This window comes from Methylobacterium sp. WL119 (genome assembly GCF_008039875.1).
Lineage (GTDB): Bacteria > Pseudomonadota > Alphaproteobacteria > Rhizobiales > Beijerinckiaceae > Methylobacterium.
In genome coordinates this window covers 1-26,100 of the sequence record NZ_VRUU01000047.1, presented here as the reverse complement: position 1 = coordinate 26,100, position 26,100 = coordinate 1, and the positions used below count along the sequence as shown (strand labels likewise).

At 62.6% G+C, this 26,100-nt stretch carries 34 protein-coding genes and 2 pseudogenes; 17 read left to right on the top strand and 19 right to left on the bottom strand.

The window, feature by feature from the left end; all coding sequences use genetic code 11:
• Window positions 1-2: 2 nt before the first annotated feature.
• The 4 genes from FV227_RS16890 to FV227_RS16875 form a co-directional block, all read right to left on the bottom strand.
• Entirely contained in the window at window positions 3-959 is a 957-nt protein-coding gene (locus FV227_RS16890; protein ID WP_147859513.1) for a PhnA-like protein, read from the bottom strand.
• 71 nt (window positions 960-1,030) lie between these two features.
• Entirely contained in the window at window positions 1,031-1,291 is a 261-nt protein-coding gene (locus tag FV227_RS16885; RefSeq protein WP_147859512.1) for a GlsB/YeaQ/YmgE family stress response membrane protein, read from the bottom strand.
• 106 nt (window positions 1,292-1,397) lie between these two features.
• On the bottom strand, window positions 1,398-1,562 hold the full coding sequence (locus FV227_RS16880; RefSeq protein ID WP_246686677.1) for a hypothetical protein: 165 nt from the start codon (window positions 1,560-1,562) through the stop codon (window positions 1,398-1,400).
• 179 nt (window positions 1,563-1,741) lie between these two features.
• Window positions 1,742-3,226, bottom strand: coding sequence for a helix-turn-helix transcriptional regulator (locus tag FV227_RS16875; RefSeq protein ID WP_147859510.1), 1,485 nt, complete (start codon window positions 3,224-3,226; stop codon window positions 1,742-1,744).
• Window positions 3,227-3,572: 346 nt separating this feature from the next.
• Between FV227_RS16875 and FV227_RS16870 the strand changes: the two genes are divergently transcribed.
• On the top strand, window positions 3,573-3,935 hold the full coding sequence (locus tag FV227_RS16870) for a DUF1622 domain-containing protein (protein WP_147859509.1): 363 nt from the start codon (window positions 3,573-3,575) through the stop codon (window positions 3,933-3,935).
• A gap of 60 nt (window positions 3,936-3,995) precedes the next feature.
• Window positions 3,996-4,331, top strand: a complete 336-nt coding sequence (locus FV227_RS16865) for a DUF1622 domain-containing protein (protein WP_187274854.1) — start codon at window positions 3,996-3,998, stop codon at window positions 4,329-4,331.
• Between the two features lie 197 nt (window positions 4,332-4,528).
• Here the strand turns inward: FV227_RS16865 and FV227_RS16860 are convergent, their stop codons facing one another.
• Window positions 4,529-6,307 (bottom strand): sensor domain-containing phosphodiesterase, encoded by a 1,779-nt coding sequence (locus tag FV227_RS16860; protein WP_147859507.1) that lies wholly within the window; start codon window positions 6,305-6,307, stop codon window positions 4,529-4,531.
• A gap of 272 nt (window positions 6,308-6,579) precedes the next feature.
• Window positions 6,580-6,903, bottom strand: a complete 324-nt coding sequence (locus FV227_RS16855; RefSeq protein WP_147859506.1) for a hypothetical protein — start codon at window positions 6,901-6,903, stop codon at window positions 6,580-6,582.
• A gap of 225 nt (window positions 6,904-7,128) precedes the next feature.
• Between FV227_RS16855 and FV227_RS16850 the strand changes: the two genes are divergently transcribed.
• Window positions 7,129-9,069 (top strand): PAS domain-containing protein, encoded by a 1,941-nt coding sequence (locus FV227_RS16850; protein ID WP_147859505.1) that lies wholly within the window; start codon window positions 7,129-7,131, stop codon window positions 9,067-9,069.
• A 337-nt stretch (window positions 9,070-9,406) separates the two neighbouring features.
• Window positions 9,407-9,850: pseudogene (locus tag FV227_RS16845) on the top strand (EAL domain-containing protein); the annotation flags it as partial.
• Between the two features lie 73 nt (window positions 9,851-9,923).
• On the opposite strand, the gene FV227_RS16840 reads toward FV227_RS16845, so the two are convergent.
• Window positions 9,924-10,226: a hypothetical protein gene (locus FV227_RS16840; protein ID WP_147859504.1), complete on the bottom strand. Its 303-nt coding sequence runs from the start codon at window positions 10,224-10,226 to the stop codon at window positions 9,924-9,926.
• 197 nt (window positions 10,227-10,423) lie between these two features.
• On the bottom strand, window positions 10,424-11,413 hold the full coding sequence (locus FV227_RS16835; protein ID WP_147859503.1) for a helix-turn-helix domain-containing protein: 990 nt from the start codon (window positions 11,411-11,413) through the stop codon (window positions 10,424-10,426).
• A 141-nt stretch (window positions 11,414-11,554) separates the two neighbouring features.
• Here FV227_RS16835 and FV227_RS16830 point away from each other — a divergent pair, with 141 nt between their 5' ends.
• Together FV227_RS16830 and FV227_RS16825 are read left to right on the top strand one after the other, a co-directional pair.
• Window positions 11,555-12,022: a MucR family transcriptional regulator gene (locus tag FV227_RS16830; protein WP_246686680.1), complete on the top strand. Its 468-nt coding sequence runs from the start codon at window positions 11,555-11,557 to the stop codon at window positions 12,020-12,022.
• Between the two features lie 350 nt (window positions 12,023-12,372).
• On the top strand, window positions 12,373-12,645 hold the full coding sequence (locus FV227_RS16825) for a hypothetical protein (protein ID WP_147859501.1): 273 nt from the start codon (window positions 12,373-12,375) through the stop codon (window positions 12,643-12,645).
• 502 nt (window positions 12,646-13,147) lie between these two features.
• Here the strand turns inward: FV227_RS16825 and FV227_RS29115 are convergent.
• From FV227_RS29115 to FV227_RS16805, 4 genes are read right to left on the bottom strand one after another with little or no spacing between them, the layout of a single operon-like run.
• A complete protein-coding gene (locus FV227_RS29115; protein WP_187274853.1) occupies window positions 13,148-13,306 on the bottom strand; it encodes a hypothetical protein in 159 nt (52 codons plus the stop codon).
• 8 nt (window positions 13,307-13,314) lie between these two features.
• Window positions 13,315-13,605: a hypothetical protein gene (locus FV227_RS16815; protein ID WP_147859499.1), complete on the bottom strand. Its 291-nt coding sequence runs from the start codon at window positions 13,603-13,605 to the stop codon at window positions 13,315-13,317.
• Window positions 13,605-13,805 (bottom strand): hypothetical protein, encoded by a 201-nt coding sequence (locus FV227_RS16810; RefSeq protein WP_147859498.1) that lies wholly within the window; start codon window positions 13,803-13,805, stop codon window positions 13,605-13,607. Before FV227_RS16810 ends, FV227_RS16815 begins: the two co-directional genes overlap by 1 nt.
• A gap of 11 nt (window positions 13,806-13,816) precedes the next feature.
• A complete protein-coding gene (locus FV227_RS16805) occupies window positions 13,817-14,110 on the bottom strand; it encodes a hypothetical protein (RefSeq protein WP_147859497.1) in 294 nt (97 codons plus the stop codon).
• Window positions 14,111-14,242: 132 nt separating this feature from the next.
• On the opposite strand from FV227_RS16805, the gene FV227_RS16800 reads away from it, so the two are divergent.
• The 3 genes from FV227_RS16800 (at window position 14,243) to FV227_RS29110 (ending at window position 15,112) form a co-directional block, all read left to right on the top strand.
• Window positions 14,243-14,500: a helix-turn-helix transcriptional regulator gene (locus FV227_RS16800; protein ID WP_147859496.1), complete on the top strand. Its 258-nt coding sequence runs from the start codon at window positions 14,243-14,245 to the stop codon at window positions 14,498-14,500.
• Between the two features lie 74 nt (window positions 14,501-14,574).
• Complete coding sequence (locus FV227_RS16795) at window positions 14,575-14,898, top strand: hypothetical protein (RefSeq protein WP_147859495.1); 324 nt, start codon at window positions 14,575-14,577, stop codon at window positions 14,896-14,898.
• 49 nt (window positions 14,899-14,947) lie between these two features.
• The gene (locus FV227_RS29110; protein WP_187274852.1) at window positions 14,948-15,112 is read left to right on the top strand and encodes a hypothetical protein; all 165 of its coding nucleotides are present in this window, start codon (window positions 14,948-14,950) and stop codon (window positions 15,110-15,112) included.
• Between the two features lie 10 nt (window positions 15,113-15,122).
• On the opposite strand, the gene FV227_RS30455 is transcribed toward FV227_RS29110, so the two are convergent.
• Window positions 15,123-15,395, bottom strand: coding sequence for a hypothetical protein (locus FV227_RS30455; RefSeq protein ID WP_187274851.1), 273 nt, complete (start codon window positions 15,393-15,395; stop codon window positions 15,123-15,125).
• Between the two features lie 271 nt (window positions 15,396-15,666).
• Here FV227_RS30455 and FV227_RS16785 point away from each other — a divergent pair, with 271 nt between their 5' ends.
• The gene (locus FV227_RS16785; RefSeq protein WP_147859494.1) at window positions 15,667-15,915 is read left to right on the top strand and encodes a hypothetical protein; all 249 of its coding nucleotides are present in this window, start codon (window positions 15,667-15,669) and stop codon (window positions 15,913-15,915) included.
• Window positions 15,916-15,982: 67 nt separating this feature from the next.
• Here FV227_RS16785 and FV227_RS16780 read toward each other — a convergent pair whose 3' ends face one another.
• From FV227_RS16780 to FV227_RS16755, 5 genes are all read right to left on the bottom strand, one after another.
• Window positions 15,983-16,198 carry a hypothetical protein gene (locus tag FV227_RS16780; RefSeq protein ID WP_147859493.1) on the bottom strand — a complete coding sequence of 72 codons (216 nt, stop codon included), beginning with the start codon at window positions 16,196-16,198 and terminating at the stop codon, window positions 15,983-15,985.
• A 353-nt stretch (window positions 16,199-16,551) separates the two neighbouring features.
• Entirely contained in the window at window positions 16,552-17,055 is a 504-nt protein-coding gene (locus tag FV227_RS16775) for a DUF305 domain-containing protein (RefSeq protein ID WP_147859492.1), read from the bottom strand.
• 436 nt (window positions 17,056-17,491) lie between these two features.
• Window positions 17,492-17,671 (bottom strand): hypothetical protein, encoded by a 180-nt coding sequence (locus FV227_RS16765; RefSeq protein WP_147859490.1) that lies wholly within the window; start codon window positions 17,669-17,671, stop codon window positions 17,492-17,494.
• Window positions 17,668-17,967: an HU family DNA-binding protein gene (locus FV227_RS16760; protein ID WP_147859489.1), complete on the bottom strand. Its 300-nt coding sequence runs from the start codon at window positions 17,965-17,967 to the stop codon at window positions 17,668-17,670. The genes FV227_RS16765 and FV227_RS16760 overlap by 4 nt, the downstream gene beginning before the upstream one ends.
• A gap of 30 nt (window positions 17,968-17,997) precedes the next feature.
• A complete protein-coding gene (locus tag FV227_RS16755) occupies window positions 17,998-18,534 on the bottom strand; it encodes a DUF2059 domain-containing protein (protein WP_147859488.1) in 537 nt (178 codons plus the stop codon).
• Window positions 18,535-18,973: 439 nt separating this feature from the next.
• Here FV227_RS16755 and FV227_RS16750 point away from each other — a divergent pair, with 439 nt between their 5' ends.
• From FV227_RS16750 to FV227_RS16730, 5 genes are all read left to right on the top strand, one after another.
• On the top strand, window positions 18,974-19,720 hold the full coding sequence (locus FV227_RS16750; RefSeq protein ID WP_147859487.1) for a helix-turn-helix domain-containing protein: 747 nt from the start codon (window positions 18,974-18,976) through the stop codon (window positions 19,718-19,720).
• Between the two features lie 460 nt (window positions 19,721-20,180).
• Window positions 20,181-20,669: a hypothetical protein gene (locus FV227_RS16745; RefSeq protein WP_147859486.1), complete on the top strand. Its 489-nt coding sequence runs from the start codon at window positions 20,181-20,183 to the stop codon at window positions 20,667-20,669.
• A 720-nt stretch (window positions 20,670-21,389) separates the two neighbouring features.
• On the top strand, window positions 21,390-21,860 hold the full coding sequence (locus FV227_RS16740; RefSeq protein ID WP_147859485.1) for a DUF3597 domain-containing protein: 471 nt from the start codon (window positions 21,390-21,392) through the stop codon (window positions 21,858-21,860).
• Window positions 21,861-22,083: 223 nt separating this feature from the next.
• The gene (locus FV227_RS16735; RefSeq protein ID WP_147859484.1) at window positions 22,084-22,281 is read left to right on the top strand and encodes a hypothetical protein; all 198 of its coding nucleotides are present in this window, start codon (window positions 22,084-22,086) and stop codon (window positions 22,279-22,281) included.
• A 699-nt stretch (window positions 22,282-22,980) separates the two neighbouring features.
• On the top strand, window positions 22,981-24,831 hold the full coding sequence (locus FV227_RS16730) for a PAS domain S-box protein (RefSeq protein ID WP_187274850.1): 1,851 nt from the start codon (window positions 22,981-22,983) through the stop codon (window positions 24,829-24,831).
• A 44-nt stretch (window positions 24,832-24,875) separates the two neighbouring features.
• On the opposite strand, the gene FV227_RS16725 is transcribed toward FV227_RS16730, so the two are convergent.
• Window positions 24,876-25,214 carry a hypothetical protein gene (locus FV227_RS16725; RefSeq protein WP_147859482.1) on the bottom strand — a complete coding sequence of 113 codons (339 nt, stop codon included), beginning with the start codon at window positions 25,212-25,214 and terminating at the stop codon, window positions 24,876-24,878.
• 70 nt (window positions 25,215-25,284) lie between these two features.
• Here FV227_RS16725 and FV227_RS29895 point away from each other — a divergent pair, with 70 nt between their 5' ends.
• The gene (locus FV227_RS29895; RefSeq protein WP_147859481.1) at window positions 25,285-25,476 is read left to right on the top strand and encodes a hypothetical protein; all 192 of its coding nucleotides are present in this window, start codon (window positions 25,285-25,287) and stop codon (window positions 25,474-25,476) included.
• A gap of 306 nt (window positions 25,477-25,782) precedes the next feature.
• Window positions 25,783-26,100, top strand: a pseudogene (locus FV227_RS16715) (porin family protein); the annotation flags it as partial.

Below are 26,100 nucleotides of genomic sequence, written 5' to 3'. Positions count from 1 at the left end.
CGTCAGACCCGACGCTGGGTCGTGACGACGGGGGCGGTGCGGGTAAGCACCGGGTCGACGGCGGCACCACGCCCGGCGAAGAAGGCCGACAGTGCACCGAGGACCAATGCCAGGGCGCCGTAGAGCGCTCCCTGCGAGCCGACCCGTGCGGTGGCATCCGCCGCCTGCTTGGCCTGCTCCTTGGTCTGGGCGACCGTGTCGTTGAACTGCTTCACATACTGGGTGACCTGGGTCCGGGCCTGATCGACCGGGATGCCCTGAGCCTTGGCCAGTGCCTGGGCGGCCTTCTCCTGCGCGTCCTTCTGTTGGGCGGCGTCACCGGTCACGGCAGCGCGCATCGCGCTGACGGCGGCATTCTTCAGGGCCTCCGGATCGTTGCCGGTCGTGCCACGGATCTGGCCCTCGATGTTCGAGAACGGGTTGTTCATGCCCTGCAGCGACGGGGCAGCCGCCTGTGCCGCAGTCTTCACTGAACCACCGACCAGGTTGCCGGCACCGCCAAGCGTGCTCGACACCGCGCTCGACGCGCCGCTGACGATGCCGCCCACCGCCGAGGACAGCAGGTACACGACGACCAGCGTCGAGACCGCCCAGGCGAGCAGCCCATGGTAGGCAGTGGTGGTGTTGGCGGGCTTGCCCGAGAGGCGCCCGGCGAGCCAGCCGCCGGCGGTGGCTGCGAGAATGCCGGAGATCACGAACCAGATGCCGGCGCCGGACGAGAGCGACCCGGCGGTGGGCGTGCCAGTGCCGGCCGGGTCGATCGTCGAGAGGCCGATGCCGAGCCCGACCATGTTCAGGATGATCTGGGCGACGAGCGCAATCACCGCACCGGCGATGACCGCTCCCCAAGAGACCGAGTGCAGCGCCATCGTGCGCATGTCCTCGGCCGGGGTGGCCAAGCTGGCGGTCGGGAAGTCGTGGTCAAGAGTCGAACGGGTGGTGTCGGGGGACAACGCCATAGTTGGTATGCTTCCGTTTTGTGAGATCGGGTCGGTCTTTGGCCTGTATCGGCGAAGAGGGTTCGCCTGGATCAGAGCACCCGTCGGCGGCCCATCAGGGTGTGGTAGATCCACAGCACCACCACGGCGCCGACGACGGCGACGAGGAGGCTGTAAAGGTTCACGCCGGACACCCCGGGCTGGCCGAACTGGTTGAACAAGAAGCCGCCGACGACGGCGCCGACGATGCCGAGCAGGATGTCAACGACGAGCCCCTGGCCGGTGTTGTTGACGATCTTGCTGCCGATGAAGCCGGCGATCAGGCCGAGCACGATCCAGGCGAGGAGGGACATGGTTCAGTTCCACTTCATGCAGTTGGGTCGGGAGGCCTGCCTCTGCAGATGTGCTGACGGTGTGCAGAAGATGAGTGCAGCCCGCGCGCCTACTCGCCGCCCAGCATCACCTGTGGGTCGAGCGCTTCGGTCTTGGCTCAGGGGTCGACGACGTGTGTGCAGCTTCGATGGCGGCGATCTCAGCGGCGGCTTCCGCCTGGATTGCCTCGTCGCCCTCGACGATGCCGATGGCTTCCTTGATCAGCGCCCGGATATGGTCGGGAGAGAGCACCTTCCGACGCCCAGCCAAGCAGATCTCCTCATATCAACCCAGGGGGATGATCTTCCGAGATGCTCGCATGAGCAGAGCTACCACTGCGTAATAAGGAATTCTACTCGAAGTTCCGACAATTTACATAAAGTACATTTGTACCAAACCGACTTGGTAGTTCCGTCACGGTTTCCCCCGCTTCAGCGTAGGTGCCGGGTGTTCGGGCCGATCCCACGCTCCTGCGCCCACACCACAACGGCGCTGCGGCGGTTGACCCCGAGCTTGCGATAGAGCGCTGAGACGTGATTGCGCACCGTGTTCGGCGACAGCTTCAGCTCGGCCCCGATCTCCTGATCGGTGGCCCCCTGACAGATCCGCGTGAGCATGTCCCGCTCCCGGATCGTTAGGTTCTCGATCCCGACCGACGGCCGGCCGGAACGGGTCGGGTTGCGTAGAGTCGCCAGCTTGTCGATCACCCCATGGCTGAACCACGACGCGTCGGCCATCACCGCCTCGATCGCGGTGATCAGTTCGCGTTCCGAGCGCTTGCGGGCGGTAATGTCCTGCAGGACGCACAGCACGCAGGCCTCACCGTTGATGATCACCTTCTCGGCCGAGATGAAGCAGTCGATCTCGGCGCCTGCCGCATCCTGCAACACGGCCTCGAAGCCTCGGACGCTGCCGAGCCGCTTGAGATCGCGTGAGAACTTGCGCTGCTCGGCGCGATCGACCCAGAGCGCAAGGTCCGTGAGCGATTGGCCATCCGCGGCCTCGGGGGCATGCCCGAACGCGGTGACGAAGGCTTGGTTGACGCTGGTGATCTCCAACCCGTCCGCACTCATCAGCGCGCTCGGCACGGGCGAGAGATCGAATGCCTTGGCGAAGCGCTCCTCGCTGTGGCGCAGCGACATCTCGGCTTTACGGCGATCCTCCAGGTCAGCGAAGGTGAACAGCATGCACAGCTCGATGCCGCCCGGGCCCGGCATCTCGATGGCGTGTCCGGCCACGATCACATAGCGGCCCTTCCCGCAAGGCGTGGCAAGTTGCGCCTCCATCTGCGGAATCGTGTGGCCCGCGTGCAGGCGATGGATCGCCATCTCGCGACGCTCGGCCTCGCGCAGCAGATCGATTTCGCAGAACGTCCGACCGAGCACGTCATCACGATGGTAGCCGGTGAGGTCGAGGAAACCATGGTTGACCCGCACGAAGCGCAGATCGCTGATCCGGCAGATGATCGCTGGGGCCGGATTGGCGTTGAACATGCGCTCGAACCGAGCCTCGGCCTGGTAGCGTTCGCTCACATCTTGCATGACCAAGGCAAGTCCGCTCGGCGTGCCATCCGCATCCGTGGTCACCAAGCTACGGATACGGTGCATCCACTTGTGTGACGGATCCCGGGTTGGGACCAGCTCAACCACGACGTCGCGGAACACCTCGCCGGCAAGCACCCGGTCAAGGGGATGTTGTAGCGGGCCGATCTCCCGGTGATTGCGGTAGTGCAACTTGAAGTTCGCGCGGTACTCCGACACGGTGGCGCCGAGATCGTCGGCATCGGCAACCCCATGCATCGTCACGGCGGCGGCGTTCGCGTAGGAGATCGTCTGATCCGGCTCAATCAGGATTACACCTTCGGATAAGCCGGCCACGATCTGCCGCATCTGCGTGTGACGCGTTTCGTCGATCATCGGCGTATCTCCTCACCGAACACCAACGTTCGAATACGCGAAAATACGTTATGCAAAAAGTCAGTGTCAGGAAAACAGTTCAATTCCTGACATAGCAGCGGATAGGACATATGTCTGAGTTCAGTGGTGACATCTTGCAGCCCACGCTCCAGGGCATGAAGACCATCGTGCGCCTCGGCGAGCCGGTGACGCACGCGTCTGGTAGTTGATCTCTAGGGAAAGACACTCCCGGGTCACCGATGCAGTTCCTACGGGTTGGAATGAGGAACCTGAGGGCCGGGTGGAATGGTTCCGGTTGTTGGTCGCACCCGCGGCCAGGGTATCAAGCGATGAGCCATGTTCCGGAATGGAAGAGACGATCAAAACCTTCACCGTGTGGCTCGCCATCGGCACGGAGGCCGCAGCGGCCCTGATCATCGGGTTTGCGACGCTGGAGGCTACTGTCTTCGCCCTCCTACTGTTTTTGCCTGCTTCGTTGCGTCGTTCGGATGATGATGGACCGCAGGCAGCCAAGGAACAGGTGCGGCTGAGGCTCGGTCGCTGGCTTGCCGTGGCGCTGGAGTTCGAGCTTGGCGCCGACATCCTGCGCACGGCCGTAGCACCGACCTGGTCCGAGATCGGCCAACTCGCGGCCATCGCGGCGATCCGAACGCTGCTGAACTACTTCCTGCAGCAGGAAATCGACAAGGCCGAGGAGCGGTCGCACTAGGCGCCTGGATCAGGTTCGCCGATGGCCGATCAGCCAAGAAATCGCACGGAGACTTGCGCGGTGCCTCTCATCGACCAGTGGATACGTGCTCTTGCCGCGCTCATCGAATTTGGCGGTAGCCTTCTCGTCGTGTTCGGTTACGTTCGCGGCGCACTGGAACTCGTGCGAGCGCGCGGTAGCCATCATGGTATCGTTGCGGCGCGCCTCGCCGTCGCCGATGGCGTCGTGGCTGCGCTTGGATTCAAGACAGCGGCTACGCTGTTGAAGACCATCGAACTCCGTAGCTGGAATGCCATCCTAATCTTCGTGGCGGTTTTTGCCATTCGCACAATCGTCAAGCAGGCGCTTGCCTATGAAGAGACGTCACTTAATCGTCCCTCGCACAGCACAAAGTAATTTATGGCAGTGTGTTATATCGATTAAAATTACTCAATCTATTCTGTATAAGTGTTATTGATAAAATTAGGGGCTTAGCGGCGATCCATCTCATAAGCCACTGTTCTCAATCGCAACTGGCGTCCAAGTTTCCACACTGATGCACATTGACCGCCTCACTGCTTGTTGTGATGTACAAGAGACGAGTGTTAACTATGTTATGCTGCAAGAATCTCCGATTGATCACGATTTGAGCAATACCAGGTTTGGAACGCCTTAGCCGTCATGGGTCGTCCGAAGAAATAGCCTTGGCTCTCGTCGCAGCCCATGCCGAGGATCAGACCGGCTATTTCCTGCGTTTCGATGCCTTCCGCCACAACGCGGTAGCCGAGATCATGGGTCAGCGTGATCATCGTCGCCACGAGGCTACGCTGCCGAGCATCCTCTGCGCAGCCAGTGATGAAGGAGCGGTCAATCTTGACCACGTCGAACGGAAGCGCCTGAAGGTAGGAGAGGGAGCTGTAACCCGTCCCAAAGTCGTCGATGGCAAGGCGAATGCCAGCGGAGGAGAGCCGTTGAAGCTGCTCCAGAGCATGGCCAGCATCTTCCATCACCGCACTTTCCGTTACCTCAAGCTCGAGACGGTGCGGCGGGATACCGTGTCGAACCAGAAGGCCCATGACGCGCTCGACGAAGTTTGGCTCACTCAGGTTACCAGCCGAAATGTTCACCGAGAGAACGAGATCCATGCCCTCGGTCAGCCAGGTTGCAAGCTGAGTCAGAGCGGTGTTGAGCACCCAGGTCGTCGTGGGCTTGGCAAGCGTCATACGTTCGATGAGCGGGATGAACTCGCTCGGGGAGACGCTTCCCAGCTCGGGATGGGTCCAGCGCAGGAGTGCCTCGGCACCCAGGCAAAGCCCCGTGTCTAGGGCGACACGGGGCTGGAAAACCAGATGCAGCTGAGACGACTCCTCGAGAGCTTGGCCAAACCCGTTCAGGAGTTCGAAGCGCCGCCGATGCAGCGCATCCTGCTCGCAAGAGTAGAGGCTGACTCTGGTGTCCGTCAGGCGGGCGTCATCGGCCGCACAATGCGCACAACGTAAGACGTCACTTGGATCGGTCTGACCGAGCTCGAAGGGGGCAACGCCGATTGCAACCGTTGTGACGAAGCGCGAGCTGGCGTTCGCGCGGATCGCGCCGAGCATCGCCGCGAGCAGCCTGATGTAGGCGTCCTCGACGACATCCCGCGGGGCCAGAAACGCGATCTGACTCGTGCCGATCATGTAGGCCGTACGTGTCGGTCCGAGGGCTGAGCGCAGCACCTGCGCCGCCTCTTGGACGAGTTCGTCGAGGAAGCTCGCGCCTATCACACGTGCGGCGTGGCTGAGCTCATCCGGGGATGCCAGATCCACGAACACGACCAAGCGCCGCGAGCCCCGTGGGTCCGTCAGGACGAGATCGTTCAGGTCCTCGACGAACTGGGTTCGGTTTGGAAAGCCGCTGAGAGGATCAATGCGGCCATAGGCGTGCTGCAGCTCAACCTGCGCCATCACCATGGCAGCCATGTCGCGCAACATCGCCGTCTCCGCAGCCGAGAAATCTCGCGGCTCGGAGCCCGCGACGCAGAGGGCACCGATGGCTAAGCCATTCTGCGTTAGAAGTGGGACTCCTGCGTAGAAACGGGCGCCTGCCTGCGCCAAGGGCGTATCGCAGTACACAGGGTCCTGCGCGATATCGTGTAGGACGAGAATGTCGCGGGTATCGGTGACTTCCGCACAGGGCGCTCCCTCACGTGGCATTGAAGCCACGTCGATACCGACGCGAGACTTGAACCACTGGCGATCGCGATCGGTCAACGAGACGGCTGCGCTCGGGAGGCCGAAAAGCTGACTCGCCATCCGGGTGATACGATCAAAGCTCTCGCTTGCTGGCGTATCGAGCAGACACAGCTCTTGCAAAGCGGCGAGCCGCACAACTTCAGATTGAACGCCCGCCATTAGCTAACTCATGTTAGTACAGCGACCATGATGATGGGTAAAAACGAACAGAAATATAATCCCCCACTCTAATTCCGATATATCGGTTGTCCTGCGTAGCTCTGACACACCAGACAACGATCCGCGTTAACGATTGCCAAGAAAACGGTCGTTTTCTCGGCGCAGAAAATCCAAACGCGTTTGCGCTCGACGTGCATTTCGTGAGCGCGTTCCAGCCCGGCGACGTTGCGGGCTCACCTAAGCTGCTAGTGCTCTAAGGGGGATCGTTTGGGCTATTGAACGTGCAGGGTGAGCTTCATCTTTGGATGGATGCCGCACTGAATGATGAAGTTGCCCGGCTCTTTGAGCGTGAGCGTGGCCCGATTGCCGGGCTCTTGATCCCCAGCATCGAATGCGAACCGATCGGCCTCGATGAAGGCGTGATGGATCGTGCTGTCGTCACCATTGACGAGGGTGATGGTGTCACCTCGACGCAGGAACAGATCGGTAGGATCATAGTGACGGCCCTTCTGAAGCACAATCCTGATGGCACTGGACAGTTCTGCGTGAGCCGCTCCGACCGCGGCGAGCGCGGTGGTCAAGGCGAGGACGGACATAGCGGTTCTGTAAGCGTGCATATCTCGCCTCGTACTGCGGCAGGACGCATGCACGCAAGATGGTAAGAGAGCAGCCGTAGAATGCATAAAATCCAAATTATCTCAGCTGTAGCAGGTCTCGTTTGAGCAAAGCGTTAAGCAGGCGTCCTTATGAACGGGCGCGCAATCATCAGCGCTTGGTGAGAAAACTCTGTGCCCTTATTCGATGCCGATCTGCGCTCGCTCATGGCGGCAATCGACAGGTCCAGGGCTCGGATCGAATTCGCCCCCGACGGTACGGTTCTAGCCGCCAACGTGCTGTTCCTCGACCTGACGGGGTACGCCCTCGCCGAGGTGAAGGGACAACATCATACGCTTTTTGTCTCCACTGGTGAGAGCGATGGCGACGCTTACCGCGTGTTTTGGGAGGGGCTGCGCCGTGGTGAAGCGCAGACCTGCGAGTTCAAGCGCATCGCCAAGGGGGGTCGCCAGGTCTGGATCCAAGCGACCTACAATCCTGTGCTGGATCGCGCGGGACGTGTCACCCGGATCGTCAAGTTCGCGACCGACATCACTGCGCAGGTGCTTCGTAACATCGACCACGATGGCCAGCTCGATGCTCTGCACCGCTCCCAAGCCGTGATCGAGTTCGCCCTCGACGGCACGATCCTGACTGCCAACCAGAGCTTTCTCGATGCGGTGGGCTACAGCCTCGACGAAATTCAGGGCCGCCACCACGGGCTGTTCGTGGATCCCTCCGAGCGAGAGGGCGGGGCCTACCGTGAATTCTGGGCGAAGCTCGCCCACGGTGAGTTCGCAGCCGGTGAGTTCCGGCGAATCGCCAAGGGCGGCCGCGAGATCTGGATCCAGGCCACGTACAATCCGATCTGTGATCGAGACGGCAAGCCGATCAAGGTGGTGAAGTTCGCTACCGACATCACTGCGCAGAAGTTGCAGACAACTGATGCGGCGGGTCAGCTGGCGGCCGTCAACCGGTCCCAGGCGGTGATCGAATTCGCTCCCGACGGTACAGTGCTGGATGCCAACGCAAACTTCCTCGCGACGGTCGGTTATCGGATCGAGGAGATCCGTGGGCAGCACCACGCCATGTTCGTCGAACCCGGCTACGCGCAGACTCCGGAATATTCAGCCTTCTGGGATCGCCTGCGCGGCGGCGACTTCTCCTCCGGCATGTTCCAGCGCTTCGGCAAGGGCGACCGCTCAGTGTGGATCCAGGCAAGCTACAACCCGATCTTCGACCCCAACGGCCAGCTGACCAAGGTCGTTAAGTACGCCACTGACGTCACAGCTAACATGGCAGCGCGTTCCGTCGCGGTGCAGGCGGCCGAGCGAACCCTCGACAACGTGCAGGTGGTGACTGACGCCGCTGAGACCATGAACGCCGCCGCGCAAGAGATCTCGCGTAGCATGACGCAGTCCAAGACGGCTGTAGATGACATCCACGGGCGAACTGGTGAAGCGGACGCTGCGACCGAGCGGTTGCGTGCGGCGGCGAGCGCGATGGGTGGCGTCGCCGCCGTGATCGCGGGTATCGCCCAACAGATCAACCTACTGGCACTGAATGCCACCATCGAGGCGGCGCGAGCGGGAGCTGCCGGACGCGGCTTCGCAGTTGTGGCGGCCGAGGTGAAGGATCTGGCCGGTCAGGCCGCTGCGGCCACGAACCGGATCAGCGGCGAGGTCACCAGCATGCAGACCGTGTCGGCGGAGGTCGCCACGACGCTGGCATCGATCACCGCGGCGATTGGAACGATCAGCGCGCATGTCGACGGCGTCAGCGCATCGATGGACGAGCAGACCCGGGCAACCGGGGAGATCCTCGCTAGCATGCGGCATGCGGCCGAAGGCGTATCGAGCATCAGTACGAGTCTAGATAACTGGACGGTGGGGATGGAAGAGCGGCGCAACGAGCGTCGGACCCGTGTCCTGCTACCAGCCAGCATCCATGTGCCTGGCAGCTGTATCGCCTGCTCGATCCGCGATTTGTCTGACGGTGGTGCGCGATTGCATATTCGGATGCACGCGCAAGTCCCCGAGCGGTTTGAGCTGACTGTTGATAGCGACGGACGTAAGTTCAGCTGCGAAGTCCGACAGCGGTCTGGCGCCAGCGTGAACGTACAATTTCTGCAGACCGTAGAAACTCGGATCTCACGTGTGGCTTTGTAAGGGTGTCGCACGATCGAGTTCGGCGGGAAGCCTGCTACCGCCGTTGCCCTACGCGACCTCACCCACCGCAGGCGCGACGATGCGCGTATCTGCCACCTCGCCTTGCACGACGCCCTGGCAGCACCCGGAGCGTGGCTTCATCTCTCTGGGGAGTTCATCCCGGTGGCGGAACAGGCCAACCTCATCGGGCAGATCGGGGAGTGGGTGATCGACACTGCCTGCGCGGCGGCGGTGGCTTGGGCGCAGCCGTGGCCCGTCTCGGTCAACGTCTCGCCGACCCAGTTCCGACGTGCCGGCGATCGTCGCGGCGGCGCTAGCGTAGCACGGGCTCGACCCGGCGCGACTGGTGGTCGAGATCACCGTGGGCGTGTTCATCCAGGATGCAGCGAAGGCCGTGCAGGTCCTGACCGACCTGCGCGGGCTCGGCGTCCACTTGGCCCTCGACGATTTCGGGACCGGTTATTCCTCGTTGAGCTACCTGCAGCAGTTCCGGCTGAACAAAATCAAGGTCGATCAGTCGTTCGTGCGCCGCCTCGGGCAGAACGTGGACACACTCGCGATCGTGCGGGCGATCGTCAACCTCGGGCACAATCTCGACCTGCAGGTCACGGTCGAGGGGGTCGAGACGATCGAGCAGCTGGCGATCCTGCGCGAGCTGCGCTGCGAACAGATGCAAGGCTACCTGTTCGCGCGTCCAACCCCGGTGCTGGCGACGACTGAGCTGGATCGGGCACGGCTTCGGGCGCTGTTTGCTGCCCCGTCGATCAAGGCGCACGCTTGAGACTGCGACGAGCCCCCGAGGCGCATCGCCATGACCGATCCGGAGCCCATCTCAGCGTAACGCCCAATCGGCCTCAACCGGTCGTGGAGGATGCTGCGACGCCGCTGGGTGCAGCCTCAGCGCTGTGTCGGACGGGAGTAATCCGGGCCATCGACCGCACGAGCTGAATGCTGCGTTGACGGGTCACCCTGTCGCCGATCGCAAAGTAGGCTTGCACCAGTGCCATCACGGCTAATGCTTCCTCCCCGGGGGCATCCGCCGGGCCAAGCGAGCGATACGAGGTGTAGAGCTCGGTGATCGGCACGCCGAGTTGATCGGCGATACGCGCGAGCAGACGCGACCGGTCCGTTATGTCTTGACGGTGATCATTAGCCATCAGGCGAGCCTAAAGCGACCTAAAAGTTGCATGGTTTACCCATAAAACACAACCTATAAGGGAAGTCGCCTCGCTTTAGGGTTGTCTCCTTTTCATCGTGCGCGTGATGCTTCGGGGCCACACCGATCCGGTGTCCGTAGGTGAGACGGAGCCATTTCTGGCTAGGTTTGAGTGGCGCCTCAATGCGAAGGAAAGCCTTATCGTGATCGGACAGCGCTTGAAGCCGTCTGGGACGTCGAGCCGAAGGAGAGCCACCGGTACTCGCTCGGGGACAACCCATAGTGGTCACGGAAGCGGCGACTGAAGTGCGATTGGGTGGCAAAGCCGCAGCCGTACGCGAGCGCTCCAATCGTCAGATGGGCATGGCCGGGATCCATGAGCCGCTGCGCCGCGACTTCCAGACGTCGGCGCCAGATCCAATCGGCGACGTTGCGGTCGTGCTGGCGAAACAGTTGCTGCAGGTAGCGTAACGACACGCCTACGGCGGCTGCAAGGGTGGGCGGATCCAGGTTCGGATCGCCGAGGTGGCCCTCGATGTAAGCCATGGCACGCTGGACGATGAGCGTGCCTTGCAGGTCTTTGGGCGTTTCACGGGCAAGACGCTCCGCAAGGCTGGCAATGAGAAGATCGACCCCGATCGAAGCCATCCGTGCCGTCGTATCCGACGGGAGTCGTGCGTAGGTGCGAACCAGTTCCTGGAAGAAGGTGGTGACCAACGAGGTGCTGGCTTGATCCATCCCAAGGGTTAGCGCCGTGTAACGACGTGTCGATCCAAGTGCCTGTTCCAAACGTTCACGAGGCAGCTCGACAAACAATGTCCGGCTCTCGGCGTCGGTGGCCATGACGGTCGGGCGCCGATCCAGCACCACAATCTCACCGGGATGCTGGACTGAGGTGCGATCATCCTGCGCGCTGAACACTACACCGTGCAGCGCAATCGCGACGTTGAGCGTATCGTGCTTGCCGTGCCGGCGGATCGTATCCGCCGTCGCCTCGGTCCTGATCGCGCTTTGCGTCAGGCGGGTGATCACCAACGGACCGACGTCGGCAGCCTCCATCGTACCCTGGAATGCCCCAGCATCGGCGGGCGTCAGTTCGACCGGGACAATCCGCTCGAAGACCGTTTCGCGCCAGCGCCGAAATCCATTCTTGGGCTCTTCGTCTGCGGTCGAGAACAAAGTCCTCATGATTTGACCAAACGAATGCTTCTATACACACGTGAAAATAAGCACCGATGCGCGCTCATGCAAACCGTAGCACGCTCTCAGGCAAGCGCAATGCGGCGTATCAACCTAAGAGTGTATTTCGGCCTCCGAGGAGCTGTGTGCGTGTACCCACCAATCTCCGCCAACGCCCCGTCTGCGATCGAGCTGACGTCTGAACTCGTTGCTGCATACGTTGCGAACAATCCGGTTCCATCCGCCGAGCTTCCAGGATTGATCGCGCGCGTGCACGTTATGATCGCTGGTCTGGCGTCCGGTATGCACACGGTCGAAGACGGGGCGCCTGCCCGTGATGCGGTTGAAACACCGAACTCGGCCCAGATCCGCGAATCAATCCAGCACGAAGGCCTTGTGAGCTTTATCGACGGCAAAACCTACAAGACGCTGAAGCGGCATCTGACCGCGAATGGGTGCAATCCGCACAGCTACCGCGCCCGGTATGGCCTGCCGGCGGACTACCCGATGGTCGCTGTGAGCTACGCCGAACATCGCTCCGCCCTCGCCAAGGCGATCCACCTTGGCCGATCCGGCCCCTTGACCGAGCGCGAGCGGAAAGACCGCAGGGTTGCCTGACGCGAGCTCCTCCACGGACAGGTCCAGTGGAATATCATGAGTGAATTCGAAGAGCAGCGTGATACCTTGCTGAGCAACCTCGCGAAGCATGCTTGTACGGCGCGAAGCCGATTGAGGTTGTCCCTAGCTGACGCGGCACGCTTGGCTGACCTCACACCTGACGTCGTCGGAGCGATCGAGACCGGTGCTGATTGCACACTTCCGCTCCCTGCGCTCAGGCAGTGGGCTATGTTTCTCGGTCTTACCAAGTGTGGCCTCCCGCGCCCGCGTCCGGCCGGGATGCAGTAGCGTCCGATCACGAGGCCTCGACCCAAGAAACTTCCGCTGGCGCACCCGCGTAGAACGCGGTGATGAACACATTCGATGATGCCCCCCGAACCGCGGAAGCGACGTTGGCCGCTGAGGTCCGTGCAGCCCGTAGCCGCGGGGCCTATGCGATCGAGACCTTGGCGGAACTCGCCCGGGTCAATCCCATGGTGATCCATCCGCTGGAAGACGGCGCGACGATTACCGACTCATTGGCTCGGGATCGCGTGCTGGACGTGCTCGGCCTGCGACAGGGCAACCCGCGACGCGCGAAGATGGTACGCGATCTTACCCGCCCCCGGGGCAGCGCGGGATAAGTCCCTGCCAGTACGATCGCGACCGGAATCGCTTGTTTTGAATTGTACACAATGGGTTGCGACCGGCTGGAGAACGCGCGCTCTATTCCGTAACGCGCCCGACCCCGACAGTTCAGATATCGAGCCTGGCTCACTGTGTGGTTAGCTGTCGCGGCCTATGCTGGCCCAACCTCTTTTCAGACAGACGGCTTACAGAAACCCGCTGCCCGAGTGCCCTTTGAAGGCGTCGCCCGCCTCCGACCCCCAGGAAGCGGGCGGAACTTTCGGACGGCCGGGCGTGGAGGTATCGCCCCGTCGTCGCGACGCTGGCGTGACGGCCCAGGTCGTCGCCGACCGCCGGCCGGCGCATCACACGGTCGGCGGTCTCTCTGAAAGTCGCAGCACGCTCTTTCAGGGACGGGCGCTCGGCGCCCCGGCGGAAGGGATTGGACAGTCTGAGAGAAGGCACAGGCGTGCTCCGGGGTTTGGAAGGGAAGGGATGGCGGGGGGCGGGGACGGGAGACTAGGCGCCCTCGTCGGCGTCGGCTTCTGCCTCGGCGATGGCCCAGACCGGAAGGCTGCCCTGCGCCGCGAAAAGCGCGTCGTCCCGAGCAAGGCAGTCCGCCTCGTCGCCGAACCCGGAGAAGGCCAGCGGTAGCGGGGTTCCGGTGAAGGCGAGCACGGCACGGGTCAGGGCGCCGCAGCAGACTCGGGCGTCGTCGGCGTTAGGGCGTAGAGGTCGAGGCGGGCCAGCCGGCGGACATAGGCCAGGGAAGTACGGTAGGCGCGCCACCCAGCGGGCATGGGCTGGCCGCTGGCAGCCAGGTCGGCCACGACATGGCCCGAAGCGGAATGGGCAGCGTCGGTGGTCTCGGCCCAACGGATCGCCGGTAGCACGCCGTCAGAAGCGATGGCTGGCATCCGTGCGGCCGCGAGGACGAGGGAGGCGCCGAGGACGCCGCGGCGGGACAGGGCGACCATCAGTGCACCCCGCCCAGTTCGACGGCCACGAGGCGAAGGCGGCGAGCGTTGCCAAGCGCCCAGGCATGGGCCTCGCGCTGGTCGGTTTCGCCGGCCGCAATGCGGTGGCGGTAGGAGGCGGCGAGGCGGAGGCAGATCGCGTGATCCTGCCGGGCGTGCAGCAGGCGGACAGCGGGGGAGCGGATCAGGTCGGCGGCCATCGGTCCGACCCTCAGTGCGCGCGGACGAGGCGGGAAGCCTTGGCGGCGGCCCAGGCGCCCTTGAGGGCGTAGGACATGCACACGCCCCAGGCGTCGCCAGTCACTTCCATGCGGGCCTGAGCCGAGAGGATCGCAGCGCGCATGATGGCGGAGCGGTCGAAGGTGCCATTCCGGTTGACGAGGGGAGTGGTGCGGTTGAAGCGCTTGGCGCTCTCGGTCGAGGCGACGATGGCGGCCTTCGCGGTTATGACGGCGCGACGGGCATCGGCGGTGAGGCGCGGGTCGGCGCTGCGGGCGATGTGCAATTGGGAATGAGGTTGGCGTAACGCATTGGGAACCCCAAGTAATTAGGGTCTATACCGAACTCGTCATGCGCTACACATAATGGAACAGGTCTGAGGCGTCAAGCTCTACATATAACGAAAGATGCGCAGAACATGAAATCGGCCGGCATGGTCAAGGCGGGGCGAGATTTGGTCGGTTGGTCACAGGCCGACCTTTCCTCGAAGTCAGGGCTATCCCTGCCCACGATCCAACGGATGGAAAATCCTGCGTTCGGGCCTCTGCGCAGTTCCGGCGCCAACATCGAGAAGATCAGGGCCGCATTCGCTGCGGCCGGCGTCACCTTCATAAGCGACGGAACTCGGGAATGCGTCTGCTACGACGCTTCACCGGCCCAGACTCAAGAGGCTTGATCGCCCGTACTTGAATTCATCCCCGAGAACGGGGGCGGCGCCGGCATCCAGTTCCGGGAGCGGAAATCTCAACCATGAGCGTCGGCGTTATCTCCCCCGAACGGCTATCCGAGGTCCTGCGCCTCGCTACGGCCCTCGCTGATCGTGTCCTCGACGCACAGATCGCAGGCCGCCCGGTCCCCGCCGACCAAGCAGGTGCGCTCGCGAAAGCCGCCGGACTGCTGCATGACTATGGCGTCGACTGGCCGCCCCTTCTGACGCAGGCGCTGTATGGTCTGGCGCCCGACACTGATGCTGCGGTGGTGGAGCCTAAATCCGCGGTGGCATTACCGAACGCCGACCTCGACGGCCTATCGCGCTTCTTCGCCGGCTTCCGCAAAGGCACGTCGAAGCCGTGACCGATCCCGCCCGCCACGTCGTTCCATTCCGTTCGATCGCGGAGCGCGGATGAACCTCATCAAGGGCCGGCTGCTAGCGATTGCAGTGGCTGTCGTACTCGTCACAGCCAATTGGCTGCTTGAGGCTGCCGGGCTGGAGTACGCCTTTGAGGACTGTGCGTTCGCCGCTCTGTCGGCGATGATGGTTGTCGTAGCTGCGGACCGTCGATCATGACTGCTGGCGTTCAATTCACCCCCAAGAATGGCGGAGGGCCCGGCATCCGGGTTCGGGAGCGCAAGGCACCCTGAGTGCCGAGTCGGCGCCTGACTAAAGACGAGGCGTTCCAGGCATCCATAATGGCTTGCACCAGCGAGACGACGGGGGCGTCGTCTGCGCGGATTTGCAGGCTGCGGCGCTGGAGGCCAAGCGCCTGCTGCCGGCCATAGCGGTGTACGAGATCCCAGAGGATGGTGAGCGCCAGATCATCACGGTTGTGGTGACGGATGAGGACGGACACGCCGTCTACTCGGCAGCTCTGACTTTCGTCGGTACATGACTGCTACGGTAGGAGCTAAGGCACATGATCCGGCATTTATTATCGCTACTGAGGCGAAATGAAGAAGTTGCGGCCCAAGAAATCACTTTAACGTGCGGGCTATATAATGCTTGTTATGGGGTGAGGCAGGAACATTTAAGCTTTTCAGCCCCTTGCCAGGTATCGCCAGCTGATCACAGGCACTTGCGACTGAGAGCCCTGTATGCTCACGCCTATCACTGCTGAGCGCCCGATGCCCCATTATCACTTCAATGTCCATGACGGCGACGGTACTCTGGATCGAGATGGAATGTTTCTCGCTGACATTGGTGCAGCGCGTCGGCAAGCCATGCTATTAGCAAGCGCTTTGCTTGAAGCTGATGCTGATCGGCGGCGTGATGGGAAGCCATGGCTGATGGAGGTCACGAACGGAGCCGGCGAGGCGCTGTTTCGGCTCGACTTCAAGCTTACCACGAATGCCCTTGGGGCGTTTACTCCATAAGGCCGGTCTCTGCTAGCTGAGCCATACCTGAGGCCCGCCAGCATCTGCTGCGCTAGTTTTTTCTTGCTTACAGCTTCTCAGCGTCTATCTTGGCGATGATCGAGTCGAGTTCTTCGATCGATGATCGTTTGGCGGCCATCATCTGCAGAGACACATCGAGCAATTCGCCGCGTGGATCAGTGGCATATGTCCGTATCTCACCCTTCTCCATCCGAGCTAATATGGCCGCCGAGGAGTCGCGCTCGGTACGACACCACTCCTCGAACCAAACCTGCGGCTCCATCCAACCCTCCATCTAATCCGGTTGGAGAACCGCGCGTTAGGCTTCTTTGTTCTCCGTTAACCAGTACGCCCTACGACCCAGCCATCGAGGGGGTTCCTCTGGCCCTGACATCACCTTAGCCCGCCCGGCACCAGCCGCGGCGGGCTTCTTCGTGTCCGCACCCTACCGCCTGACATTCCACACCGGCACGCCGACGGGGCGCCCCGGCCTGTCCCGGCGGAAGGTCTGGTTCCCGTACCGGATCCAGGTGTCGCCGATCGCCGCGACACGGCGCGCGTTGATCATCAGGGCGACGCAGCGGTACCCGAGATCATGCCAAGCAGTCGGTATGACCGCTGGACCGGTCCAGACGCTCACTGCAAGGGAGCACCAGATCCCGGCACCCAAGTAGCCCCCGCAGCCTCGTCGCGGGTGCCAGGTTCCAACGGCAGGCTTCGAAACGAATTCGGGCCTATGGTGTGGGTAGGATCGCCGATGGAGGCGGTAGTCACGCCGTGGCTTCGGAGCCATCCCTGCATCTGATCAATCTCGCGCTGTTGCTCCACGATGATCGACTCGGCGAGCTGACGGCTCCAGGGGTTCTTGGCGCGGCGCATCGCGACCTTCGCCATATCGATTGCGCCCTGATGATGAGGGATCATCTGCAGGCGGAAATCCACGTCCGGGTCGCCCGTATACGGTACGGCCATGTTTTTCATCATCTGCTGATGCGACACCTTGAACTCGCGCGTGGCAGGTGTGTCGGCGCTATCCTTCGAAGAATGACCCATGTGCATGTGATCGTGACCCTGGGCCATCGCGTTTCCAGCTAGTGCCACCGCGAACGCTGCCACCAACAGTCCGGAAGCGTGCCGCATGTTGTTCTCCTACCCTAACATCATCCTGATGGAGGCCGGGCCTAAACGTTCCAACAGTGGGAAGGTCAAGGCGAGCGGAAGTCGGATTGGTGCAGGTGATGCCATGGGTCTCGCCGGAGGTGAGCCGGCGGGGATAGGGGCACGAGCGGGCGGCGCAACCCGGCTGTCGGCCACCGCCAGCGTCCTACCAGCTATCCGCGATCCCCGCCTCCTAGCACGGCCAAGAGTTCCCGCCCGGTGTGGGTGATGAACCATGCATGCTCTAGCGGCTTCGCGCCTGGCCACCGAGCGGGTCGTTCCTCGACATAGCCGAGATCAGCAAGAGTGTGCATCGCCTTCGGATGGGCCGTGAGACGCATCCCTTGCGGGTAGAGGGCAACGGCTCGAAGGGCTTCGAGTGCTCGGCCGCCGACGGACGAGTTGCCGTGTCTGCCACTCACTGGATCGTCACCGACCCGGGGACAAGGCTCAGCAGCGTGGCAAGCTTCATTAGACCCGCATCGGTCATCTCCTCGCCATTCACGAGCCACAGGCTGAGGTCGTCGCCGGTTGGCTCGACATACAGGCCGAGCGCTCGGAGAGCTTCGACGGCTTCGTGGAAGGGGTCGTCGCTCACGGCGCCACCAGCCGCGCCTTCGGGTTGAGCCGGTCTCGCATCTCTTTGCCGGTCTTGAAGACCAGCTTCGACTTCGCCTGGACCGAGACGAGCGCACCGGATCTCGGGTTGCGGCCCATCCTTGCCTGCTGCTCAACGATGGTGAGAGACCCGAACCCGCGCAACTCAACCCGATCGCCGGCCACGATGGTGTCCGCGATCCGGCCTATGATGGCATCGACCACGGCCTCGCAGTCCTTCGCGTAGAGTTGCGGGTTCGCAGCGGCGAGGCGCTGGACCAGTTCGGATCGGATCATGCCGGTGCGGCCGCCCTCGCTACCATGCCGTCAGCGCGGCTTCGCCGGTCCGGCCGATCCCCACCCGTGGGCCTGGATCGCCTTGGTCAGCTTTCCCTGCATCTCAGGTGTCACCGACTGCATCCACTGCTGCGTTCCTACGAGCTGGGCTTGTGCGAGTTGGGGCTGGGCAGCGACCAGGCGCTTGCCGGTTGGGGTAGCGTAGAACGCGGCGATAACCTGCAGGTCGTCCTTGCCGAGGGCCCCAGCGAAGCCGCGTGCCTGGATGTCCAGCAGCTCGTCGAAGTGTGCCGTGAGGGTGGGCAGCACCACCTCCTGGACCAGGGCCTGGGCCTGATCCTGCTGTTTGACCCCGATCTGCTGCATCATGCCGACCATGGGTGCCGCCATCGCGTTCAGCAGCGCGGTACGATCCCCCTGCATCTGCGCGACGACCTCGCGCGCCGCCTTCAGCGTCGCAGGATCGAGCGTGGCAGTCGGGGCAGCTGGCTTGGCTGCTGACTGCGCCATTGCCACGGTCGGGACGGAAACGGAGAGGCAATAAGCGATAAGGGCTAAGCGGCGCATTGGCTGATCCGATCGCGATTAGGGACGACGCAGCCCTGCGGCCGGACGCCTGCTCTCGTACCATGCTCGATGTCGGCTGCATCAACCCTCAACGACGCCAGTGACGATCCACTCCGCAACGTTGACTTAACGGTGTCACCCGGCCGACATGCCATGTCCGGCTTCTGCGCGCCCTGTGGCGAGTCGTGAGCCGGCAGAGACAAGGGACCAAGGCCGCGAGAAAGACCTAAGCCCAAAACGCCAACGGCCCCGCATCGCCAAATGCAGGGCCGTCGAAATCGAATGGGGTCCGGGGACCGCAGGTGTGCCCCCCAGACATCATAGCTCCCGCCGGGAGTCAATCGGGATCGCTTCCCGAAACGATGGCGCTTTGCCTTTTGCCGGGGACGGTTCACGCCGAGCCCCCTGCTTTGACGCGGCCCGAGCAGGGCTGTGACTGATGAACTATGCCTACGAGATCCGCCGGCAGGCGGAGGCGGCTCCGCGCGCCGCGTTGCCGGCCGTCGCGTCCGCATTGTGGAAGGCGTTTGGCGAGGGACACCTGTCCGAAGCCGAGGTGGAAGCGCTGGCCACTGTCATTGAGGCTCGGAGGGTTTCCCCCAGATTTGAGGAAAACCTGCCCGAGGCGCGCGCAGGAGGCCCCAGGAAGGCCGTAGGCTCCCGGCCGCGCACGGATGCCTCAATGGCCCGCCGACGGCGCTGGGCGGCCTCCGGGCGATTTCCACCGGGCATTGCGGCACGGTTTACCCTGGCTGAGCAGGCGGTGCTCGCCGTGATCGCAGTGGAGGTGGCGAAGCGGGGCGACTGTCGTCTAGCCGTCGGACACATCGCCGCGATTGCGGGCGTATCCGAGACGATGGTGCGGAATGCGATCCGTGAGGCTCGAACGCACGGCCTCCTCACCGTCGAGGAACGCCGCCTCGCTCGCTTCCGTAGCGATACCAACGTGGTCTGCATCGTGTCGCGGGAGTGGTGTGCCTGGCTGCGGCTCGCCCGATCCCCCGAGCGCGGTGCCGCGCCGCGTCAATCAGGGGGTGGGTGCAGATCCCCGCAGGGCACGAGTACTCCTGTTCCTTACCCTGTGAATTTAGAGGGCCGGAGAAGACAGAAGGGCTGCCGACAGTTGGCGAATGGCGCAGGCGATAAAGCTGCGTCTGACATCCGAAAGCTAAGCAGGACCGGTTGAGCCGTGTCGTGGAAGGACGAAAATGGACGACAAATCGACCGTGGCAGCGATGCAAGATGACCTGTCGGCGAAAGTCGCGAAGTTCAGCGCTTGGGCTCGGCGCTCGCTGCACGTGTCAGATATGCTCAAGTCGGAGAATACCCCATTCCGGCCGAGAAGCTTACAGCTCTGATCCTCGTGGTGCGATTGCTCAAAGAATACGATGCGCCATGGCCGCTATTGATGAAACAGGTTTCAAATTAACTCATGTTGCATTATCAATAACTGAAAGTTATTAAATCTGCTTTGAGTAAGGTATAAGCGGCTAGTGTGCTGTCTGGGAAACACCCTCTCCGCTTTTCATTTTGCCTCCAGAAGCCCATCGCTGAAACGTTGATTGAATGGTAGTGCGCCTAACCAAGTCGTTAATCGAAGGCCTTCGTTCGAATTAGGCCTCAAGTGCCTTTAGAAAGGGAGGATCATGAACCCGGCAACGAAGTACCTTTGGCAGAATTTGTCAGCTCTAGACGCTCCTGTTGAAGATCTTGAACCTAAAGCAAGTCCAGCCAAAGTGGTGCGGCTTGTTGAGCCCGTTGAAGACATCAGCGACGGATCACTGCCGACGCCTCTCTCCTCATCAAAGGACTGGTCGAAGCTGATTGAGCGGGTTCGGCATGCGGCCAACCATGCTCGCGAAATCGAGGCTCAGGCTCAAGAACAGGAACTGCGCGTTCAGGAGGTGCTCGATCGCGTCCGCGAGGATGTCCGCAACGCCGCTGAGCGGGTTCGGGCTGCTGAGGCGCGCACTGCTGAAATTCAGAGCCGTGCCGACGCCTTGCTGAAGGCGGCAGACGAGAAAGTGAAGGCGGCTGAGGAACGGGCACGGATCGCGGAAGATTGGCTGACACGCGTCTACGACACGATCGCAAGCGAGTTCACTATAGAGCCTGATGTGAAACGGACACCTTGAACCGATGCTGCGGAGCGGCTGATGATCTGATATACGCCAGGCCTCTCGACGTTTGCGCGACAGCGGCGGTCGCGAACGCCGACAGGTAGCCCAGCACCGAGAGCACATGACGACAGGCTAGTGCGGGCCAGTTCCCTGCGCCTTGCCCGTGAAGCCTCGGGCCGGGTGATCGCATGAAGGTCGGATGCAGCGGGGAACAGGAACCGCCGGCGCCGGCTTATGGCCTGCTTGAAGGCCTACCACATGCGCGCGCTGCTTCTCCTTACTGCCCTGGCCATTCCAGGTTTTGCCCGCGCCGAAGAGGCGCCTCTTGCCGTTCCAATCGTCATCCCAGGAGAGATCGGCAAGGACGCTTGTCCAACGCAAGGGCGCGTAGCGGGTCTGACCGATCAGGTCGAGGGAACTATCTCTGTCCGAAATGGGCCGGGTGAAAACGAGCCCTTCAAGGAAATTGACCGCCTTCGCGAGGCTGAGCCCGTCCTAGTTTGCGAACGTCTCGGAGGATGGTCCGGCATTGTCTACGGCTCTGATCTGCTCGGCTGCCGTACCACCGCCGTTCTCCCGGTAAGCCGGGAATACACCGGCCCCTGTCAGCGGGGATGGGTCCCATCGCGCTTCGTTAGCACTGGTACGCCCTGAAGATCGATCGGAACGCTGCCGATCACCTCGCCGTTACCGAGCGCTTTGATCCCACCTTGGGTTCACGCGATGGAGGATGGAATGAGCATTTTCGGTTCGATCATGTCGAAAATCTTTGGTGGCAGCGCGAGTGCGCAGGCTGCAGAACCTCATGCTTCTGAAACCCCAAACGTATCGGCGGCTTCGACCGGCGCTAGCGGCGCCGGATCTTCCACTAGCAGCGCGTCAGCTCCTGCGATGGCTGGTGCGCCCTCACCGGTCGCTGCAGGTTCGTCGAGCAGCCCTCAGACGAGCGTCGACGTCGGCCAGGTGCTGAGCGATATGGCGGCCAAGAAGGGTGAGACCCTCAACTACAAGCAGTCGATCGTGGATTTGATGAAGCTGCTCGACCTCGACAGCAGCCTGACCGCCCGCAAGCAGCTCGCCGACGAGCTGCACTACACCGGCGACAAGGACGACTCGGCCACGATGAACGTCTGGCTGCACAAGCAGGTGGTCCAGAAGTTCGCTGAGAACGGCGGTAAGGTGCCGGCCGACTTCCAGCACGCCTGATCGCCGCGTTTCGGCTTAGCCTTTCGCAACCAGGTCCGATGTGAGGTACGTGCGAGGTCGACCCGGCATCGGAACCGGAGGGCACGCTGTAGGCGGATCGACGGGTCTGTGGGAGGCGGCCCTGCTGTGGGGTGGGAAAGCAGGGCCGCCGCAGCGGATCGGGGGCGACCTGCTGGCTGCGGGTGCAGCGGCGCCCATAGTGGATCAGGTAGGTTGCAGAAGGATGAGCGACGACACGGCGGCGGTGATCCTGGCGCTCGCAACCGAGAACGCGGAACTGCGCGCGCAGCTTGCCGAAGCGCAGGACCTCCTCGTCGAGGTGGCAGTGGATGCTGGCGTGATGCACGCCGAGGTCGAGGCCCTTCGTACGCAGATCGCAAATCTCGTGATCGGTAAAGTTAAGTCCACAACCCAAGCTTGACGGCTTGGGCCGTCCGCGCTCGACCCAGGCTGTATGAAAACGCGCCACCCTAGAAGTGTGAATGCCGATTGGGGGGAGGTCGGAATGTGGATGAGAACTCGCCTCGACGGCCTGTCATGCTACCCAATGATCGAGAGGCGTGAGCTTCAGGTGCGAAACGGTTTGGTGTGCGTTGAAACGGAATGACGATCTTCGCAAAGCCACACAGCGCCGAGTGGTTCGAGGCGCTAGAGCGCATCAACCCCCGACAGGCTGCCGTGACACGACAGGCACTGACCGCGGCCGGCCGTGAGGACGGGTGTAGCGTTTGCGGGGATGATCCTGCGACCGACTGCAAACTGGTGAGCCCACCTCCACCCCCCGGCGTAGTGGCGACACTTCGGCTCTGCGATGATTGCCGCACCATCCGGATCATGACGCGGAACGAGCTGTACGAAGCGTTTGGGCCGAGCTAGCAGGATCGTAAACGGGGCATTAGCCACCCGCGGTGATGGTGGATCTGATAGGGGGGCCGATCCCCCATCGATAGTCCTAGAAGTTGTAGGAGAAGCCACAAGGGTAGTGTGGCTGCCGCAATTGCAAATTGGGTCCAACCCCACGATAGAACAGTTCGGTGGACTAGGCTAAACTAGCCACGGTGCTCGCAGCAGGACATTGCCGTGGCGGGGCAGCCCGACGATGCAGTGCGCCGGGGAATCGATGGATCGAACGAACCAACCTCAGCCGACCACTGAGACCCGTACCTTACCCGACAGTCCTACGCTCGAACTGTTCGAGGCTACCCCGAACCCGTATTTGCTACTCGCCCCTGACGGCCCGATTTACACGATCGTTGGGGTCAACGAGGCCTACCTACACGCCACCATGACCAAGCGTGCCGCGATCATGGGGCGCTCGATCTTCGACGTGTTCCCCGACGATCCAACAGCACCGGAGGCCTACAGCACCCGCGACCTGTGCGCGTCATTCGACCGAGTGATGCGGACCGGCCAGCCCGACCGTATGCCTGTGTTGCACTACAACATTCGTCGCCCGGACGGTGTGTTCGAGGAACGGCATTGGCGCCCCCTTCAGGTGCCAGTGCTCGGGCCCGGCGGTGAAATCGTCAGCCTAATCCATTACGCCGAGGACGTGACCCAGGGCGTCCTGGCCGCGCGGGCCGCGCGGACGGCGCTCACCGCCAGCGAGGCTCGCTACCGGGCGATCGTGGAAAGCTCGACCGATTACGCGATGATTGCTACCAATCTCGACGGTAAGATCACCACTTGGAACGCGGGCGCCGAGCACATTTTAGGTTGGTCGGCCGACGAGATGGTCGGCCAGACTGTTGACCGGTTTTTCACCCCGGAAGACAGGGCTGACCGCATACCTGCCCAGGAGATGCACAGCGCCCTGACAGTGGGGCGCGGCATCGACGAGCGCTGGCATGTGAGAAAGAACCAGGAGCGGTTTTGGGCAAGCGGCGAGATGGCACCGCTCAAGGACGAAGCAAGTGCCGTAATCGGCTTTCTTAAGATCCTGCGCGATCGCACCCCGCAGCGGGAGACCGAACTGGCGCTGGAGCGGCAGAGTGCGTTGCTGCGGACCGTGACCGACCACGTCAGCGAGGCAGTGTTCCGGCTCGACCCAGATGGTACGATCGTGTTCGCCAACCCGGCGGTCGAGCGACTGTTTGACTGGACGCCTGACGAGCTGTGCGGCCGCAACTTCCACGACACGCTGCATCACCACCATGAGGACGGCGCGTTCTTCCCGGCGGAGGCATGCGTGTTTGTCAACGCCCTTCGTGAGGGCACCCCGCTGCTGGGCGAGGCGACCGTATTCTTCCGCAAGGACGGGGAACCGGTGCCGGTGGAATGCACCAACATGCCGTTCCACGCTGGGGGGGTAGTGTCTGGCGCGGTTATCACCGTCACCGATGTGACCGAGCGCCGGCGGACACAGGAGCAGCAGCAGACGATCAATCACGAGCTGAGCCACCGCATGAAGAACGTGCTGGCGATCGTGCAGGCGATCGCCGCGCAGACGATGCGCTCGGCTCCCGATCTAACCTCAGCGAACGAGACCCTTGGAGCGCGGCTGATCGCGCTGGGCCGGGCACACGACATCCTGATCAACACCAAGTCGGGTGGCGCAGAGATGCGCGCGCTAGCCGAGGCGGCGCTCGGCTTGCACGACGACCGGCAGCCAGGAAGGTTCCGCATTGAAGGACCGCCGGTCGCGGTCGGTGAGACGGCGATGATGTCGCTCACGTTGATGTTGCACGAGTTGGCAACGAACGCGGCCAAGTACGGGGCGCTGTCGGATCCGGCGGGCTCCGTGCGGCTGTTGTGGCGGGTCGCATACGAGGCGGGACCACCGACTTTTCATCTACGCTGGGAAGAGCGGGGTGGGCCTCTCGTCACGCCCCCGAGCCGCGCCGGGTTCGGATCGAGACTGATCCAACGTGGGTTGTCGGGCGGTAGCAGCGGCCGTGTTGAATTGAGCTACCAACCGGACGGTGTGGTGTGCACACTGGCCGCCCCGTTGGCGGAAATTGAGGGGGGATGAAGCTTGACCAGCATCAGGCCTGAAGAAGCTAACGAGGCATGCTATCATCTGATGTCGTTGCCCGGGCGAACTCCATTCATCTGCTTCGGATAAGTTTCGAACAGTAAGAGATCTTGTATACTAAAAAAAGTAATTGCGACCTGATGGACGCGCTTCTTGTTTGCATCGCAGTGAACGAAGGCTTTGCCTGTGAGTTCGCCGAGATCGCGGAGCAGTGCGAATTGGACGGCAACCATGCCATTGCTGCCACCATGCGAGATATTAGCCGCAACCATCGGATCGGGGGTATGGAGAGCCGCGCTAACCTTGCCGTACTTCAGGGGTAGTATGCCGACACCTTCGAAGGCGACGGAGGTTGAAGGGTAAGCTCCCACGATCGGCATCAGGAGCCGCAGGGCACAGAGGCTTCACGGGGCCTAGGGACGCCGCAGCCTTGCCCTGGACAGCCACCGAATGCCGATCCGCCCCGAGCACCGCTTCTTCTACCCGATCGACTGGCCACAGCTCTCGGCCACAATCCGCTTCGGGCGGGCAGGTGGAGCTTGCGAGGGCTGCGGACGGTCGGAGTATCAACGGCGGCGGTGGCGAACGCTTTTCCAGCACAGAGCACTGGGAGACCTGTTTCGGGGGATCTATCCGCCATGACGGGAGCCGACCCGGCGACCGCCTGAAACGACGTCTCAATGCGCATGCCTCTCGGTCATCAGGTCGGGCGTTAACTCTGGGGGTAACGCCTGTGGCGCAGCCTGAGAAAGCCACGCCCGAGCGACAAGCTCGCCCTCGCATCAAAGGCTTATGAGAAGACGCGCTCAAGAAGGACACGCCCCAATGATGAGAGAGCATGTTTGGATAAGAATATAGGGATCGTCGGTGTGTCCTGAACGCTACATCTACTCGCTGAGAAAAGGGTAGTTTGTCCGTCAACCAGACATACCGATCGGTACCCTAGATATGAACAAGATCCTTACGTCCCTCGCAGCCTTCACGGCTCTCACCGCTGCCGCTTCGGCCGCCGACCTTCCGCGTCGCGCTCCGCCGCCGGTGTTCACCCCGGTTCCGGTGTTCACCTGGACGGGCGCGTACTTCGGTATCAACGCCGGCTACGGCTTCGATGCCAACGACAACCGCGGCGCCACCGTCGTCGGCGTCTCGCCGCAGAACGCGATCTTCGCCGGCCCGGCCGGTGGTAACCGCGCTGGCGTGCTCGCCTTCGGCGGCAGCCGCGGCAACGACGGCTTCACCGGCGGTGGCCAGGTCGGCTACAACTAC

Coding starts and splice junctions, on each gene's coding strand:
- FV227_RS16850 (WP_147859505.1), top strand. CDS start 7,129: ATGGCGGCAATCGACAGGTCCAGGGCTCGGATCGAATTCGCCCCCGAC.
- FV227_RS16735 (WP_147859484.1), top strand. CDS start 22,084: ATGAGCGACGACACGGCGGCGGTGATCCTGGCGCTCGCAACCGAGAAC.
- FV227_RS16755 (WP_147859488.1), bottom strand. CDS start 18,534: ATGCGCCGCTTAGCCCTTATCGCTTATTGCCTCTCCGTTTCCGTCCCG.
- FV227_RS16840 (WP_147859504.1), bottom strand. CDS start 10,226: ATGGCTAATGATCACCGTCAAGACATAACGGACCGGTCGCGTCTGCTC.
- FV227_RS16800 (WP_147859496.1), top strand. CDS start 14,243: ATGAAATCGGCCGGCATGGTCAAGGCGGGGCGAGATTTGGTCGGTTGG.
- FV227_RS16855 (WP_147859506.1), bottom strand. CDS start 6,903: ATGTCCGTCCTCGCCTTGACCACCGCGCTCGCCGCGGTCGGAGCGGCT.
- FV227_RS16885 (WP_147859512.1), bottom strand. CDS start 1,291: ATGTCCCTCCTCGCCTGGATCGTGCTCGGCCTGATCGCCGGCTTCATC.
- FV227_RS16860 (WP_147859507.1), bottom strand. CDS start 6,307: ATGGCGGGCGTTCAATCTGAAGTTGTGCGGCTCGCCGCTTTGCAAGAG.
- FV227_RS16835 (WP_147859503.1), bottom strand. CDS start 11,413: ATGAGGACTTTGTTCTCGACCGCAGACGAAGAGCCCAAGAATGGATTT.
- FV227_RS16775 (WP_147859492.1), bottom strand. CDS start 17,055: ATGCGGCACGCTTCCGGACTGTTGGTGGCAGCGTTCGCGGTGGCACTA.
- FV227_RS16760 (WP_147859489.1), bottom strand. CDS start 17,967: ATGATCCGATCCGAACTGGTCCAGCGCCTCGCCGCTGCGAACCCGCAA.
- FV227_RS16870 (WP_147859509.1), top strand. CDS start 3,573: ATGGAAGAGACGATCAAAACCTTCACCGTGTGGCTCGCCATCGGCACG.
- FV227_RS16785 (WP_147859494.1), top strand. CDS start 15,667: ATGCCCCATTATCACTTCAATGTCCATGACGGCGACGGTACTCTGGAT.
- FV227_RS16825 (WP_147859501.1), top strand. CDS start 12,373: ATGAACACATTCGATGATGCCCCCCGAACCGCGGAAGCGACGTTGGCC.
- FV227_RS16780 (WP_147859493.1), bottom strand. CDS start 16,198: ATGGAGCCGCAGGTTTGGTTCGAGGAGTGGTGTCGTACCGAGCGCGAC.
- FV227_RS16810 (WP_147859498.1), bottom strand. CDS start 13,805: ATGGCCGCCGACCTGATCCGCTCCCCCGCTGTCCGCCTGCTGCACGCC.
- FV227_RS29895 (WP_147859481.1), top strand. CDS start 25,285: ATGCCGATCCGCCCCGAGCACCGCTTCTTCTACCCGATCGACTGGCCA.
- FV227_RS16730 (WP_187274850.1), top strand. CDS start 22,981: ATGGATCGAACGAACCAACCTCAGCCGACCACTGAGACCCGTACCTTA.
- FV227_RS29110 (WP_187274852.1), top strand. CDS start 14,948: ATGAACCTCATCAAGGGCCGGCTGCTAGCGATTGCAGTGGCTGTCGTA.
- FV227_RS16745 (WP_147859486.1), top strand. CDS start 20,181: ATGAACCCGGCAACGAAGTACCTTTGGCAGAATTTGTCAGCTCTAGAC.
- FV227_RS16750 (WP_147859487.1), top strand. CDS start 18,974: ATGAACTATGCCTACGAGATCCGCCGGCAGGCGGAGGCGGCTCCGCGC.
- FV227_RS16890 (WP_147859513.1), bottom strand. CDS start 959: ATGGCGTTGTCCCCCGACACCACCCGTTCGACTCTTGACCACGACTTC.
- FV227_RS16795 (WP_147859495.1), top strand. CDS start 14,575: ATGAGCGTCGGCGTTATCTCCCCCGAACGGCTATCCGAGGTCCTGCGC.
- FV227_RS16875 (WP_147859510.1), bottom strand. CDS start 3,226: ATGATCGACGAAACGCGTCACACGCAGATGCGGCAGATCGTGGCCGGC.
- FV227_RS16740 (WP_147859485.1), top strand. CDS start 21,390: ATGAGCATTTTCGGTTCGATCATGTCGAAAATCTTTGGTGGCAGCGCG.
- FV227_RS16815 (WP_147859499.1), bottom strand. CDS start 13,605: ATGGTCGCCCTGTCCCGCCGCGGCGTCCTCGGCGCCTCCCTCGTCCTC.
- FV227_RS16725 (WP_147859482.1), bottom strand. CDS start 25,214: ATGCCGATCGTGGGAGCTTACCCTTCAACCTCCGTCGCCTTCGAAGGT.